Genomic DNA, 14,753 nt, shown 5'->3' with positions numbered 1-14,753 from the left:
TGTCGATACGAGGCCGCAGTGTCTGTGCACGCCGGCGCTGCCATATCGTCTGATCCGACGAAATCTCGGCGCAGCTGCCTCCGAACAATCGAAGTGTCGAGTTCGACACACATCAACGACATTGGAGACCAGCCCATGCAGACACCCCAAGTAATTCCCTATGGCCAGCCCGGCTTCATGGCCGCGTACGGCGAGGTCTGGAGCAGTGGCGATGCCGCCCTGCTCGCCACCTACTTCAGCGAGGACGGCCGCTACGTCGAGTCGAGCTATCAGCACAGCTACGACGGCCGCCAGGAGATCATGCGCTTCTCGAAGTTCATGCACGCGTTCTCGAGCGAACTCAAGATCGAGTACCTGAGCGAATGCGGCACGGCCGACGGCTTCGCGCTCGAATGGCTGTGGAGCGGCCTGGCCGACGGCCCGATCCGCATCGACGGGGTGGTCTATCCGGTGGCGAACAAGCGCTACGAGATCCCCGGCGTCGCGATCTGCCGCGCCAATGCACGCGGGGAGATCAGCTACCACCGCGACTACTACGACCTGCTCACGCTGATGCGGCAGCTGGGGATCGCGAAGCCGGCCGCCTGAGCGGCCACGTTCAGGCAAACAGCTGCGCTCCGTCGCACTCCATGGAAAGCCCCGCCACCCCCGTGCGCGCCAGTGCCGCGTGGTGATGGGCTTCTGGCAGCAGGCGCGCGAAGTAGAAGCGCGCGGTGGCGCACTTGGCCGCATAGAAGGGGTCGGTGGTGCCGGCATCGATCTGACGCCGCGCCCGCGTCGCCGCCCGCGCGAACAGCTGGCCGCAGACCAGGTGGCCGATCACGCGCAGGTAGTCGCAGCCGATGGCGCCCACCACGTCGGCGTTGCCACTGGCCGCCTCGGCGACAACGGCCGTCAGGCGCTCGACCTCGTCGCACAGGGCATTCAGCGGCGCGGCGAACTCCGGCGCCATGCCGGCGCCGGCCTCCGCGCGCACCGTGGCGACGTACCGGCCCAGCGCACGGCCGCCATCGGGCAGGATCTTCCGCCCGAGCAGGTCGCGCGCCTGGATGGCCGTTGTGCCGTCGTAGATCTGCGCCACGCGCACGTCGCGCACGATCTGCTCGACGCCGTTGTCGCGCACATAGCCATGGCCGCCGTACACCTGGATGGCCAGTTGCGCGACGGTGGTGCCGTTCTCCGCGAGGAAAGCCTTGCACACCGGCGTCAGCAACGCCACGGTGTCGGCGGCTTCGCGGCGGCGCGCGGCGTCGGGATGGGCGGCTTCGCAGTCCAGCTCCAGCGCCATCCAGGACACGAACATCCGGGCCGCCTCCACATGCGCACGCTGCGTGAGCAGCATGCGGCGCACGTCGGCATGCACGGCGATCGGGTCGGCCACCAGGTCGGGCCGGCGCGTGCCGGAGGCCGCACGCATCTGCAGGCGCTCGCGCGCATAGGCCAGGGAACTGTCGAAGGCGGCCTGCCCCATGCCGGCGACCTGCGCACCGATGGCCACGCGCGCGGAGTTGATCATCACGAACATGTTGCGCAGGCCCTCGTTCGGCTGGCCGACAAGCCAGCCTGTCGAGCCCTCGAAGCTCATCGCGCAGGTCGGCGAACCGTTCAGGCCCATCTTGTGCTCGACCGCGGTCGCATGCATGCCGTTGCGCGTCGCGGCCAGGCCGTTGCCTTCCGACAGGAACTTCGGCACCAGGAACAGCGAAATGCCCGCAACGCCGGGCGGTGCGTCGGGCAGGCGTGCGAGCACCAGGTGCACGATGTTGGGCGCCATGTCGTGGTCGCCGCCGGTGATGAAGAGCTTGGCCCCGTGGATGCGGAAGCTGCCATCGGCGGCCGCCTCCGCCCGTGTGCGGATCAGGCTCAGGTCGCTGCCGCAGTGGGGCTCGGTGATGGCCATGGTCGCGGTCCATTCGCCTGAGACGATGCGCGTGAGGTAGTGCGCCTGCTGTTCGGCCGAGCCGTGTGCGAGCAGCAGGCGGTAGGCGCCGCGCACCGCGCCCGGGATCATCGACCAGGCCGGGTTGGCGCCATTGAAGAGTTCGAACATTGCCATCTGCACGATCGACGGCGCGCCCTGGCCGCCCAGGCGCCCCACGCAGCCCAGCGTAGGCCAGCCGGCTTCCACATAGCGCCGGTAGGTGTCGGCGAAACCCGAGGGCAGCCGGACGCCGTCGGCGCTGCAGGCACAGCCCTCGCGGTCGCCCGTCGCGTTCAACGGCAGCAGTTCCTGCACGGCGAAACGGCCCGCGGCCTCCAGCGTCTGGGCAATGGTGGCGCGGTCCCAGGCGTCGCCACCGGGCAATGCGCCGATCAACGCGTCCGCGTCGAGGAGTTCGTGCATCACGAAGGCGATGTCACGCAGCGGAGGATGGAAGGAAAGCATGGGTGTGTCTCCGGCGTCGCGCTGCACCGCGCAGGCGATTCTTCCGGCGCAGTGTCCGCAGCCGGGACGGCGGGAGAATCGGCGCATCCGACGAGATCGCCGCCGCGCGGTAGGCGCGAAGGCGGCCCGTGGGTCAGGCGTTCAGGCCAGCACGCCGCAGCGGCGTGCGACCGCGATCGCTTCCATGCGGTTGCGCACATCGAGCTTGACGTTGATGTTGCGCAGATGGGTGCGCACCGTCGTCTCGGCGACGAACAGGCGTTCGGCCATCTCGTCGTTGGACAGGCCCTCGGCCACGAGCCCGAGCACCTGGACTTCCTTGCGCGTCAGCAGCTCGCTGGCACCGGCCGCCGTCACGGGCTGGCGCGACGGCGCGCTGGCCACCGGCTGCGCACCGGCGGGCGCCGCGTCGCGCAACAACTGGTCGATGAAGGCGGTTGCCGCGTCACCGCCCTCTTCCAGCAGCACCGTGGGCACCGCGCGCAGCTCGCGCAGCATCGCCAGCAGCAGACGCCCTTCGTCGAGGAAGGCGCGCACATAGCCTTCAGCCGCCGCGAAGCGCACCGCCTTGGCCAGCACGCGCATCGCCTTGTTGCGCTGCTCGTCGCGGTAGAGCGCCTGCGCCAGCAGCAGTCGCAGGGTCAGCGCGCGGCGCTCGCGCTGGGCGCGCTCGGCCGCATCGAGTTCGCTGCGCAGGCTGTGCACGACGTCGGCCGCGTGGCCGCTGTGCACCGACCAGCGCGCCAGCGCCAGTTCATGCGTCTCGACCTCGTTGGCGCGCAACGAGAGCTGCGACACCCGGGCCCAGAGGAGCTTGTCGCCGCAGCGGTCGAGTTCGGCCCGTGCGCGCGCGAGCCGGTCCTCGACCACCAGCATGCGCACGCGTTCCAGCCGCGCCGATGCCACCACCCGCGGCAGGCTGTCACGGTGGCCGATGTGCTCGAGCTCGGTCAGCAGCTGCTGCGCGCGGTCGCCGTCGCCACGGCTGTGGGCGATGCGGGCCATCACAACGTGCGCGATGATCAGCTGGTCCGGAATGCCCACGCGCCGGATCAGCGGGATGTACACGGCCAGCAGGCGCTCGGCCTGCGCGCACTGGTCGGCCTCGTACAGCGCCTCCGCCAGCAGCACACCGGCCATCGCATTGCCGTTGGTGGCGCGAGACGCATCGACGGTGCCGGCGCTCACGGCCAGCTTCAGCCGCGCAATGGCCTTGCGCAGGCGCCCCTGCGTCAGGTCCACCGCGCCTTCGACCGCGTCGGACAGCGTGAAATTGAAGCTGCTGGTGTGCTCGGGCCGGTGGCTGCGCACGGCATCGGCGAAGCGCAGCGCCTCGTGGTAGCGCCCGGCGATCATCGCCAGATTGGCCAGGACCACCTGGAGAAAGCCGCGCACGAAAGCCACGCTCTGCGGCAGGCCGTCGAGCAGTGCCGTGGCCAGCGGCATCGCCTCGTCGATGCGGTCGGTCAGCACCATGAACAGCGGGCGCATGGCTTCGCGGTGCGCGCGGACCTCCGCCGACGGGTCGGCACGCGCTTCGAGCCGGTCGAGCAGCGTGGCCGCGGCACGCGGCCCGCGCGCGAAGCACACCGCCCAGGCATGCACCACCTGCAGCACCGGATGGGCATCGAGCGCGCCACCTTCGAGCAATGGATCGAGCCAGCGCGACAGCAGCCGCACCCGGCCCTGGTCGAGCAGCCCCTGCGCGTGCGTGGTCAGCAGCGGCATTGCCAGCGACAGGTCCTGTGCCGCCAGCGCGTGCTCGATCGCGGGAACAGGGCGCCCCTGGTCGAGGAACCATCGCGATGCCGCTCGGTGCAGTTCAGGCACTTCCTGCGGGTGCTGGCGCAGCAACTCGGCCCGCAGGAACTCGGCGAACATCGCGTGGTAGCGGTAGCCGCCGCCATCGGCCTGCACGGGAATGAGGAAGAGGTTGGCCTGGTCCAGCGCGTGCAGCATGGCGGCGCTGTCGGTGCGCGCGCAGATCACGTTGCAGAGCGTGGCGCTCAGATCGCCCAGGATGCTGGTGCGCAGCAGGAAGCCGCGCACGTCGTCGGTCTGGCGCGAAAGCACGTCCTCCACCAGGTAGTCGACCACCGCCGCGTTCGAGCCCGAGAAGCCGGCGATGAAACGGCCGGGCTCCTCGCGGTGCTCGAGCGACACAGAGGCCAGCCACAACGCCGCCGCCCAGCCATCGGTGCTGCGGTGCAGGCGCACCACGTCTTCCTGCGCCAGCGCCAGGCCGCGGCGCTGGCGCAGGAAGCCATCGGCCTCGGCCACCGAGAAGCGCAGCTGCGCGGGCTGCACCTCCAGCAACCGGCCGCGCGCGCGCAACCGGCCCAGGCTCAGCTCGGGCACGCCGCGCGAGCCGACCACCAGTTGCACGCCGCGTGGCAGTTGCTCGATCAGCTCGTTGACGAGCCCCACCACCGCCGGGCTCTGCAGTACCTCGAAGTCGTCGAGGAACAGCGCGAAGGGCACCGGATGCGCGGCCACGCGATCGATCAGCGCGAAGGCCATGTCGTCCGGACCCGCGCCCTCGATGGCCGACGCGGCGCGCGCCAGCCCCGGCACCAGCGCATCGAGCGCCGCGGCCAGCACGCCGAGAAAGCGGCCCACGTCGTTGTCTGCGCGGTCGAGCGTGAGCCAGGCGGTCGGCAGGCCGGTTTCGTCGAAGCGGCGCCGCACCTGCAGCATGACGGTGGTCTTGCCGAAACCGGCGGGCGCGCGCAGCAGCACGAGCTTGGCCGCGCCCGCGTTGAAAATGGCCTCGCAGACCTCGGTGCGGGCAACCTCGAAGGGCGTCGGCTGCGGCGCGGCGAGCTTGGCGGCCAGCGGTGCGGCCAGGCCCGCTTCACGCCGCGGCATCAGCGGCATCAACTGCATGGGGGCGGTCGGGAGACGAGGCTCGAACATGGCACGAGCTTACGCCCGGCCTGCGGAAATCGGCATTGGGGCATCCCTAGGTTCGCGCATACAGCGTCACCACGCAGGCGCCGCCGACACCGAGGTTGTGCTGCAACGCCAGGCGCGCGCCCTCGACCTGCCTGGCACCGGCCTGCCCGCGCAGTTGCCATACCAGTTCGGCACACTGCGCCAGCCCGGTGGCGCCCAGCGGGTGCCCCTTGGAGAGCAGCCCGCCGGAAGGGTTGGTCACGACCTTGCCGCCGTAGGTGTTGTCGCCGTCCGCGATGAACTGCTCGGCCCCGCCTTCGGGTGCGAGGCCCAGCGCCTCGTAGGTGATGAGTTCGTTGGCCGTGAAGCAGTCGTGCAGTTCCACCACCGGGATGTCCTCGGGTCCGATGCCGGCCGCCTCGTACACCTGGCGCGCGGCGTGGCGTGCCATGTCGTAGCCGACCAGCTTGCGCATGTCGCTCTCGTCGAAGCTGCTGTTGCCATCGGTCGTCATGGCCTGCGCCTGGATGACCACGCTCAGGTCGAGCCCGTGCCTTCTCGCGAACTCCTCGGAGCACAGCACGGCTGCGGCACCGCCGCAAGTCGGCGGGCAGCACTGCAGCCGCGTGAGCGGATCGAACACCGGCGGCGACGCCATCACCTCGTCGAGCGTGAGCGGCGCTCGGAAGATGGCGTTCGGGTTGTGCTGCGCATGCCGGCGCGCCTTGACCGCGATGCGCGCGAAGGTCTCGGGCTGCGTGCCGTAGAGCTGCATGTGCATGCGGCCCGCGCCGCCGAAGAGCTGCGCCGCAATCGGCGCCTGCGGGTCGGTGCCCTGGGTCGCCTGCATCGCATCGAGAAAGCGCTGCGAGGGATCGGGCCGGTCGGCATAGTGCACGCCGAGCGCGCCGCGCTGCATCTGCTCGAAGCCCAGCGCGAGCACGCATTCGGCCGCCCCGCTCGCGATCGCCTGGCGCGCCAGGTAGAGCGCGGTGGAGCCGGTGGCGCAGTTGTTGTTGACGTTGATCACCGGCACGCCGGTGAGGCCCAGGTGATAGATCGCCGCCTGGCCGCTGCAGGAATCGCCGTAGACGAAGCCGGCGTAGACCTGCTCGATGCGCTGGTAGTCGACGCGCGCATCGGCCAGCGCCGCCTTCGCCGCCCGTGCGCCGAGCAGCGGGTATGGGTCGCTGGCGCCTGGCTTGGCGAAAGGGATCATGCCGACGCCGGCCACGTGCACGGCGCGGGTCATTTGGCGCTCATCTGTGCGTAGTCCAGGACGACCTTCCAGCGGCCGTCCTGTAGCTGCGACAGGCGCGACTCGCTCGACGCCAGGTGGTTGGTCGCAGACCAGCTCATCTCGGGCATGCCAAAGATGTCGGACGGCACGCGCATCGACTCCATGGCCTTGGCCAGGTTGTCGGTCGTGAGGTTCGGCCCGGTCTTCTGCATGGCACTGACCAGTCGGTCGAGGATCACGTAGCCGTACACCGAGAACACCGAGGGCGCATCGCCGGAGCTCGTGCGGTACTTGTTGGCCCAGAAGCGCAGCGGCGCCGACGCATCGTCCTCATAGGGATGCTGGGCGCTCATGGTGGCGTAGAAGCCGTCCATCGCCTTGCCGCCGAGCTTGGGGATCAGGTCGGTATAGGCCGACACCGAGGCGATCATGGTCGGGTTGTAGCCCAGCTTGCGCGCCTCGGCGATGGTGCCGACCGATTCACGGATGAGCGTGCCCATCACGATGAAGTCGCAGTTCGCGGCCTTCATGCGCGCGACCTGCGAGGAGAAATCGGTGGCGCCCCGCTTGTAGGTGGTACGTTCGGCGAACTCGACGTTGATCGTCTTGAGGCCCTGCTCGGCGCCGCGCATCACCTCCAGGCCGAACTCGTCGTCCTGGTAGATGGTGCAGGCCTTGGTCGCCTTCTTGTCGCGGTAGAGCCTGGGCACGGCCTTCACCATCTGCTCGACATAGGACGAGACGAAGGCGAACTTGAGCTTGTTGACCGGCTCGTACATGTCGCGTGCGAGTGCCATCGGGAAGAAGTTGATGACACCACGCTGCATCAGCACCGGCAGCGCGGCGTTGTTGCTCGCGGTGCCGAGCAAGCCGGCCATGATGAAAACCTTGTCCTGCGTGACCAGCTTCTGCGCGGCCAGCACCGCGCGCTTCGGGTCGTAGCCGTTGTCCTCGATCAGCAACTTGATCTTGCGGCCATTGACGCCGCCCTGCTCGTTGGCCTCGGCGATGCGCAGGTTCATGCCGTTGCGCAGGTCCTTGCCGTAGCCGGCGAGCGGCCCTGACAGGTCCAGGATGGTGCCGACCAGGACTTCGTCCTTGGTCACCCCCTGCTGCTGGGCCATGGCGGCCGGGGCCGTCAGCGCGAGCAGCGCCGCGAGAAGTACCGATGTGCGACTGAGCTTCATGCCGTGTCTCCTTGGTTGATGATGGTGTGGCTTCAGGAATACATCGCCTCGATGTGATCGGCGTACTTGGTCTGCACCAGCTTGCGCTTGAGCTTCATCGTGGGCGTGAGCTCCTCGTCCTCGGCGCCCAGCTGCGTCTGCAGCAGGAAAAACTTCTTGATCTGCTCGACGCGGGCGAATTTCGCGTTGACCTTGTCGATCTCGGCCTGGATCAGGGCCAGCACTTCCGGGGCGCGGGTCAGACTGGCGTAGTTGGAGAAAGGCACGTCGTGGTCCTGCGCGTACTTCTCGACGTTCTCCTGGTCGATCATCACGATCGCCGTCAGGTAGGCGCGCCGGTCGCCGATGACCACGGCATCGGTCACATAGGGCGAAAACTTCAGCTCGTTCTCCCATTCGCTCGGCGTGATGTTCTTGCCGCCCGCGGTGATGATGATGTCCTTCATGCGGTCGGTGATGCGGAAGTAGCCGTCCGCATCGGCCACGCCCACGTCACCGGTGTGCAACCAGCCGTCGGCATCGATCGTCTCGGCTGTCTTCTCGGGCTGGTTCAGGTAGCCCATGAACACGTTGGGCCCGCGCACCAGCAGTTCGCCGGTGGCCTCGTCGATGCGCACCTCGTTGTAGGGGCTGGCGACGCCGATGCTGCCCAGCCGCATGCCGCGCGGCGGCATCGCGGTGGAGATGCCGCAGGACTCGGTCTGGCCCCAGGCCTCGAGCATCGGGATGCCGAGGGCGAGATACCAGCGGATCAGTTCGGGGGCGATCGGTGCCGCACCGGTCGCCAGGAAGCGGCAGCGGTGGATGCCAATGAAGCGCCGCACGTTGTCGAGCGATGCGATGCCGGCAATGCGGTACTTCAGCCGCAGCCACGGGCCGACCCGGTCGCCTCGCAGCACGCGGTCGCTCACCGCATGGCCGACCGACAACGACCAGGCGTACAGTGCCTGCTGCACCGCACCCGCCTCCTTGACCGAGATCGTCACGGCCGAATAGAACTTCTCCCACAGCCGGGGCACGCCGCCGAACACCGTGGGCGCAATCTCGCGCACGTTCTCAGGCACCGTGTCGGGGTTCTCGACGAAGTTCATGCGCGTGCCGGTGTAGAGCGAGGCATACAGCCCAGTCACCCGCTCGGCCACATGGCACAGCGGCAGGAAGCACATGCGCTCGTCGCGCTCGTCCTGCGGCAGCGTGGTGTTCTGCCCGTGTACCGCCGTCAGCAGGCTGCGGTGCGAATGCATCGCGCCCTTGGGCTTGCCGGTGGTGCCGGAGGTGTAGATCAGGATCGCGAGGTCCCCCGCATGGCGGGCCTGGCAGCGCCGCTCGAATTCGCCCGGATGCGCGCGGTCGAAGGCCTGGCCTTCGGCGCGAAGCTGGTCGAGCGTGGTCACCATCGGATCGTCGAACCCACTCAGGCCCTTGGGGTCGATGACGACGATGCCGCGCAGGCGCGGCAGCCGCGCGCGGGCTTCCAGCACCTTGTCGAGCTGCTCCTCGTCCTCGACGACGACCAGCAGGGTCGACGAATCCTCGCAGAGGAACTGCACCTGCGCCGCGGCATCGGTCGGATAGATGCCGTTGGCGACGCCGCCGGCCGACAGCACCGCCAGGTCGCACCAGACCCATTCGATGCGCGTGTTCGACAGGATCGACACGCAGTCGCCCGGCTGAAGGCCGCGCGCAGCCAGACCCATCGCCAGGTCGCGCACCACCGCGCCGACCTGGTTCCAGCTCCAGCTGCGCCAGATGCCGAGATCCTTCTGCCGCATGAGGGTCGTGTCGCCGCGCCGCGCCACCGCGTTCCAGAACATCGCGGGGATCGTGTCGCCCGGCATCACGATGTCGTGACGCGGCTTGAACTGATCGAGATTCCAGAGATTCGCCATGTCTACCGCCAGTTCTTCTTTTTCTTCCAGCGCCGGTCGCCGCGCGCACCGGCTTCCTTCATGCCGAGGTAGAACTCCTTGATGTCGTCCTTCTCACGCAGGCGCTCGCAGGTGTCCTCCATCACGATGCGGCCGTTCTCCAGCACATACCCGTGGTCGGCCACGTTGAGCGCCATGTTGGCGTTCTGCTCGACCAGCAGGATGGTGGTGCCGCGCTCGCGGTTGATGCGCACGACGATCTCGAAGATCTCCTTGGTCAGCCGGGGGCTCAGGCCGAGGCTGGGTTCGTCCAGCAGGATCAGCGCCGGCCCGGCCAGGATGGCGCGGGCGATCGCCAGCATCTGCTGCTGGCCGCCGGAGAGCAGCCCCGCGTCCTGCCGGGCGCGCTCGCGCAGGATCGGGAAGTAGCCGAACACCGTCTCCATGTCCCGCGCCACGCCGTCGCGGTCGCGCCGCGTGTAGGCGCCCATCAGCAGGTTGTCGTGCACCGACAGCAGTGGGAACACTTCGCGGCCCTCGGGCACGTGGCTGAGGCCGCGGCGCACCACCTCGCTCGGCTCGTGCGCGGTGATGTCCTCGCCGCGGAAGCGGATGCTGCCCTTGCGCGGATCGATGATGCCGGAGATGGTCTTGAGGATCGTCGTCTTGCCCGCGCCGTTGGAGCCCAGCACCGTGACGATCCGGCCTTCTGCCACCGTCAGGCTGACGCCGCGGATGGCCTTGACCGGCCCGTACGCGCTCTCGACGTTGGCCAGGGCCAGGATCGCTTCGTTCATTGAGAAAACCTCCGCCCTCGGCGGGCTACGGTGCAAGCGCCTTCGGGCGGCCGGGCGGCGCTCATGCCACCACCTCGCGCCGCAGCGACGCCACGTCGTCCACCGTACCGAGGTAGGCCTCGACCACGGCCGGATCGGCCTGCACCTCGGCCGGGCTGCCGAGCGCGAGCACCTCGCCCTGGTTCATTGCCAGCACGCGATCGGACACCTTGGACACCAGGCCCATGTCGTGCTCCACCATGAGGACGGTCACGCCGAGCTCGCGCCGGATGTCCTGGATCCAGAAAGCCATGTCGCCGGTTTCCTCGACGTTGAGGCCGGACGAAGGTTCGTCCAGCAGGAGCAGCTTCGGCTCGGTCGAGAGCGCCCGTGCCAGCTCCACCACCTTGCGCACGCCGTACGGCAGGCCGGCGACCAGCGCGTCGCGGTAGTGCTGCAGGTCGAGCAGGTCGATGACCTCCTCCACCTTGCGCCGCGTCTCGCGCTCGGACGCACGCACCCGACGCGTGAACAACAGCTCGCTCCAGACGCTGGTCGCGCGATGGATGTGCCGGCCGATCAGCAGGTTCTGCAGCACCGTCGCATGCTCGAACAGTTCGATGTTCTGGAAGGTGCGCGCAATGCCCAGCGCCGCAACGCCGTGCGGCGGGACCTCCGCCAGCGCACGGCCTTCGAACGCGAGGGAGCCGGCAGTCGGCGCGTAGATGCGGCTGATCAGGTTGAACACCGTCGTCTTGCCGGCGCCATTCGGCCCGATCAGCGTGAACACCTCGCCGCGCTGCACGTCGAAGCTGACCTGGTTGACCGCCAGCACGCCACCGAAGCGCACACTCAGGTCGCGGGCAGAAAGCATCACGTCGCTCATTTCAGTTCTCCATAGCGCGGCCCGTACCAGGGCACCCGCGGAACTGGCTTTGCCAGGCCGCTGGGTGCGCCCCCTTGAGGGGGAAGCGCCGCAGGCGCATCGGGGGTGGGTTTCATTTCAGCCGCTCCGATTTCTGGAAGGACTTCTGGCGCTTGAACATGCCGCGCCGGTAGAAGGGGTAGAGCTCCAGCCAGGTGCGCACCTTGAGCCAGCGGCCGTACAGGCCCATGGGCTCGAGCATCACGAAGGCGATCAGCACGACGCCGTAGACCACGCCCTGGAGGCCGGCGGCCTCGCCGATCACGGGCGGCAGCACCCCCTTGCCCAGAGAGATCAGCTGGGGCATCACGATCAGGAAGATGGCCCCCAGGAAGGCGCCGTGCATGGAGCCGAGGCCGCCGATCACGACCATCAGCAGCAGGTCGATCGACTGCACCAGGCTGAACTGGTCGGGCGAGATGAACTGGATCTTGTGCGCATACAGCGCCCCGCCCAGGCCCGCCAGCGCCGCGGAGATGGCGAAGGACATCGACTTGTAGCGCGCCAGCTGGATGCCCATGCTCTGCGCCGAGATCTCAGAATCACGGATGGCCACGAACGCGCGCCCGGTCGGCGAGCGCAGCAGGTTCAGCACCGCCAGCGTGCTGCCCAGCATGCAGACCAGGCACAGGAAGTAGAAGGACGTGGCGTCGTCCAGCGTCCAGCCGAACATCGACGGGCTTGGCACCGTCCGGCCCGCATTGCCACCGGTCACGCTGTCCCAGCGCGCGAGCACTTCCTCGACGATGAAGCCGAAGGACAGCGTGGCGATGCCGAGGTACATGCCCTTGACGCGCAGTGCCGGCAGGCCGACGATCACGCCCACCGCCGCGGACAGGGCCATGGCGCAGGCCAGCGACAGCGGAAACGGCCAGCCCCTGGCGATCAGGTAGGCCTCGGTGTAGGCACCGACCCCCATGAAGGCCGCGTGACCGATCGAGAACTGCCCGGTGAAGCCGGCCAGCAGCATCAGGCCCACGGCGACGATCGCATAGATGAAGATGAACACGAGCTGGGCGAGCCAATAGTCGGGCAGCACCCACGGCGCGGCGAACAGCGCGAGCATGAGCAGCCCGTACCAGAAGCGCTGGCCGCCGTGCCGCGCGAGGTCGATGTCCTGGTCGTAACCGGTCTTGAAGAGGAAGCGCATCTCAGACCTTCTTGCTCGCACGGCCGCCGAACAGGCCCGTTGGCTTGACCGCCAGCATCAGCAGCACCACCACGTACGGCATCACGTCCTTGAAGCCCTCGGGCAGGTAGAAGCCCGACATCGACTCCACGAGCCCGATCACGAGGCCGCCGACGATCGCGCCCGGCAGGCTGCCGAAGCCGCCCACGATGGCCGCGGGAAAGGCCTTCAGGCCGATGAAGCCCATGTTCACGTGCACGAAGGTGATCGGTGCCAGCAGCAGCCCGGCCACCGCGGCCACCGCCGCCGCGAGTCCCCAGACGAGGCCGTTCAGGCGCTGCACGGGAATGCCCATGTAGCAGGCCGCCAGCTGGTTCTGCGAAGACGCCTGCATGGCGATGCCGATGCGGGTGAAGCGAAACAGCAGCCACAGCGCGCCGCACAGCAGGGCGGTGGCGGCGATCACCACCAACTGCTCGCCGGCGAGCACCACGCCGCCTGCGTTGAAGGCAGCACCCCTGTAGGGCGCGGCCAGCGTGTGCGTATCGGTGCCCACGCCCGGCACCATGGTGATCGCACCGCGAGCTACATAGCCGATGCCGAAGGTCAGCATGACGATCGAGAAGGCCGGTTGACCCAGCACCGGCCGGATCACGAGCCGCTCGACCAGCACGCCGAAGACGCCCATCGCGAGCACCGACAGCACGGCCGCCAGCCAGAACGGCAGGTGGAAGACACCCATGCAGGCAAAGCCCGCGAAGGCTCCCAGCATCATCAATTCGCCCTGTGCGAAGTTGACGGTCTCCGTGGCCTTGTAGATCAGCACGAACCCGAGCGCGATGAGCCCGTAGACGCAACCCTGCGCCAGTCCTGCGACGATGATTTGCAGCAGCAAACGAGGTCTCCTTCGATGGGTGCCAGAGGCTTCGGCGAAGCTCTGGCCGTCGTTTTGGGTGCTGCACGACGGGCGCCGTGCAGACCACCCTAAGCTAAGGACCCGGACCGCGCTGGAAATCGTCCGATCCGACGATCCATGGCGCGCCTGCGTGCGCGTATTCCCGTAGCGCCGCCTCACCAGAAAAAACAGCCCGGCGCTTGTCGGCGACGGGCTGCGGGCGAGACGCATCGGCGAGCGCATGCGCGGCACGCGCCCCGCGTCAGTCGACAGGCTTGAAGGACAGCGTGGCGGGGTTCGCCCGGAGCAGCACCAGCTTTTGCAGCGAGAGGTGGTTGGTCGGGCTGAACGAGACCGGCGACGACATTACGCCGGTGTCGAAGTCCTTGAGGCCGTCGAGCTGGGTCACGGTGCAGGCCCAGGTCAGCGCCTTGCCGCAGCGGTTGAAGGCCTCGAACATCGTCTTCGCGCCGGCGTAGCCAGTGAAGGTGAATCGGTTGACCTTGGCGAAGTCGTCCGGGCTGAGCAGCGCCTTCGCCTTCTCCAGGAAGGCCTTGCCCTTGTCGCTCTCCTCGGCCACCACGTAGTCGAGCACGTAGACGTTGTCGCCCGCGCTGCCCATGAGCTTGAGCGCGACCGGCACGCGCGACACGTACGAGATGCCCATCGGAATCTTCAGGCCCAGGCGTTCCAGTTCCTTGGCCATGGCGACGTTCTCGCCGACCACGCCGCCGGCGTACAGGACCTCGGCGCCGGCGTCCTTGGCACGCAGCATCTCGGAGGAGAAGTCGACCTGGCCTTTCTTGTAGACCGCGGTCGACACGACATTGAGCTTCTTCGCCTTCTGCGCGGCCTCGAAGCCCTGGCGCGACAGGTCGCCGTATTCGTCGTCCTGCGTCACCACCGCCCACTTCTTGCCGGGGTAGCGGCTGGCCAGCGCGGCGGTCAGCTGCTCGGCCACCAGCGGATGCTTGGTGCCGAACACGAACACGTTCCTGACCGTTGGCGTGTGCAGGTCGTCGGAGAAGCTGATGGTGCTGATGGCCGGCACGCCCAGCTCCTTGACCAGCGGCAGCGCCGCCTGCCCCTGCCCGCTGCCCGACAGCGAGGTCAGCGCGAACACCTTGTCGACCGTGACCAGCTTGCGCACGCCCTGGATGGTGCGCGAGACCACGTAGCCGTCGTCCTCCGAGATCAGCCGCAGCTTGCGGCCGTTGATGCCGCCGGCGGCGTTGGCTTCGGCCACGGCGAGCTTCACGCCGATGTTGTGCGCCACGCCCAGCAGCGCCGGCGGCCCGGTCAGCGGCAGGATGTCGCCGATCACGATCTCGGTGTCGGTCACGCCCTGCTGCTGCGCCAGTGCAGGTAACGCCCAGCCGGTGCAGGCCAGGCAGAGTGCGGCGATGGCGGTCTTCTTGATTCTCATGGGTGTCTCCGTTGTGGTTCGAAAAA

General features: G+C 68.4%; 11 protein-coding genes. 1 reads left to right on the top strand and 10 read right to left on the bottom strand.

Features of this window, described 5'->3' with window-relative positions; translation table 11 throughout:
* Positions 1-135: 135 nt before the first annotated feature.
* Positions 136-588 carry an ester cyclase gene (locus J2W36_RS16195; protein ID WP_307690785.1) on the top strand — a complete coding sequence of 151 codons (453 nt, stop codon included), beginning with the start codon at positions 136-138 and terminating at the stop codon, positions 586-588.
* Positions 589-598: 10 nt separating this feature from the next.
* Here J2W36_RS16195 and J2W36_RS16190 read toward each other — a convergent pair whose 3' ends face one another.
* From J2W36_RS16190 to J2W36_RS16145, 10 genes are all read right to left on the bottom strand, one after another.
* Positions 599-2,386: an acyl-CoA dehydrogenase C-terminal domain-containing protein gene (locus J2W36_RS16190; RefSeq protein WP_307690784.1), complete on the bottom strand. Its 1,788-nt coding sequence runs from the start codon at positions 2,384-2,386 to the stop codon at positions 599-601.
* Positions 2,387-2,527: 141 nt separating this feature from the next.
* The gene (locus J2W36_RS16185; RefSeq protein WP_307690783.1) at positions 2,528-5,302 is read right to left on the bottom strand and encodes a winged helix-turn-helix domain-containing protein; all 2,775 of its coding nucleotides are present in this window, start codon (positions 5,300-5,302) and stop codon (positions 2,528-2,530) included.
* 46 nt (positions 5,303-5,348) lie between these two features.
* Positions 5,349-6,533 (bottom strand): lipid-transfer protein, encoded by a 1,185-nt coding sequence (locus J2W36_RS16180; RefSeq protein WP_307690782.1) that lies wholly within the window; start codon positions 6,531-6,533, stop codon positions 5,349-5,351.
* Positions 6,530-7,708: an ABC transporter substrate-binding protein gene (locus tag J2W36_RS16175; protein WP_307690781.1), complete on the bottom strand. Its 1,179-nt coding sequence runs from the start codon at positions 7,706-7,708 to the stop codon at positions 6,530-6,532. The genes J2W36_RS16180 and J2W36_RS16175 overlap by 4 nt, the downstream gene beginning before the upstream one ends.
* A gap of 32 nt (positions 7,709-7,740) precedes the next feature.
* Positions 7,741-9,597: an AMP-dependent synthetase/ligase gene (locus J2W36_RS16170; protein WP_307690780.1), complete on the bottom strand. Its 1,857-nt coding sequence runs from the start codon at positions 9,595-9,597 to the stop codon at positions 7,741-7,743.
* Positions 9,598-9,599: 2 nt separating this feature from the next.
* Complete coding sequence (locus J2W36_RS16165; RefSeq protein WP_307690779.1) at positions 9,600-10,373, bottom strand: ABC transporter ATP-binding protein; 774 nt, start codon at positions 10,371-10,373, stop codon at positions 9,600-9,602.
* Positions 10,374-10,434: 61 nt separating this feature from the next.
* Complete coding sequence (locus J2W36_RS16160; protein WP_307690778.1) at positions 10,435-11,238, bottom strand: ABC transporter ATP-binding protein; 804 nt, start codon at positions 11,236-11,238, stop codon at positions 10,435-10,437.
* Between the two features lie 112 nt (positions 11,239-11,350).
* A complete protein-coding gene (locus J2W36_RS16155) occupies positions 11,351-12,427 on the bottom strand; it encodes a branched-chain amino acid ABC transporter permease (RefSeq protein WP_307690777.1) in 1,077 nt (358 codons plus the stop codon).
* Between the two features lies 1 nt (position 12,428).
* A complete protein-coding gene (locus tag J2W36_RS16150; RefSeq protein WP_307690776.1) occupies positions 12,429-13,301 on the bottom strand; it encodes a branched-chain amino acid ABC transporter permease in 873 nt (290 codons plus the stop codon).
* 262 nt (positions 13,302-13,563) lie between these two features.
* The gene (locus tag J2W36_RS16145) at positions 13,564-14,727 is read right to left on the bottom strand and encodes an ABC transporter substrate-binding protein (RefSeq protein ID WP_307690775.1); all 1,164 of its coding nucleotides are present in this window, start codon (positions 14,725-14,727) and stop codon (positions 13,564-13,566) included.
* Between the last annotated feature and the right edge of the window lie 26 nt (positions 14,728-14,753).

Source organism: Variovorax ginsengisoli (genome assembly GCF_030811835.1).
In the GTDB taxonomy this organism is placed as follows: Bacteria; Pseudomonadota; Gammaproteobacteria; order Burkholderiales; family Burkholderiaceae_C; genus Variovorax; species Variovorax ginsengisoli_C.
Note: the sequence above shows the minus strand (reverse complement) of the source record. Positions and strands in the feature narration are given on the sequence as shown.

Coding starts and splice junctions, on each gene's coding strand:
- J2W36_RS16155 (WP_307690777.1), bottom strand. CDS start 12,427: ATGCGCTTCCTCTTCAAGACCGGTTACGACCAGGACATCGACCTCGCG.
- J2W36_RS16165 (WP_307690779.1), bottom strand. CDS start 10,373: ATGAACGAAGCGATCCTGGCCCTGGCCAACGTCGAGAGCGCGTACGGG.
- J2W36_RS16170 (WP_307690780.1), bottom strand. CDS start 9,597: ATGGCGAATCTCTGGAATCTCGATCAGTTCAAGCCGCGTCACGACATC.
- J2W36_RS16180 (WP_307690782.1), bottom strand. CDS start 6,533: ATGACCCGCGCCGTGCACGTGGCCGGCGTCGGCATGATCCCTTTCGCC.
- J2W36_RS16145 (WP_307690775.1), bottom strand. CDS start 14,727: ATGAGAATCAAGAAGACCGCCATCGCCGCACTCTGCCTGGCCTGCACC.
- J2W36_RS16185 (WP_307690783.1), bottom strand. CDS start 5,302: ATGTTCGAGCCTCGTCTCCCGACCGCCCCCATGCAGTTGATGCCGCTG.
- J2W36_RS16195 (WP_307690785.1), top strand. CDS start 136: ATGCAGACACCCCAAGTAATTCCCTATGGCCAGCCCGGCTTCATGGCC.
- J2W36_RS16190 (WP_307690784.1), bottom strand. CDS start 2,386: ATGCTTTCCTTCCATCCTCCGCTGCGTGACATCGCCTTCGTGATGCAC.
- J2W36_RS16160 (WP_307690778.1), bottom strand. CDS start 11,238: ATGAGCGACGTGATGCTTTCTGCCCGCGACCTGAGTGTGCGCTTCGGT.
- J2W36_RS16175 (WP_307690781.1), bottom strand. CDS start 7,708: ATGAAGCTCAGTCGCACATCGGTACTTCTCGCGGCGCTGCTCGCGCTG.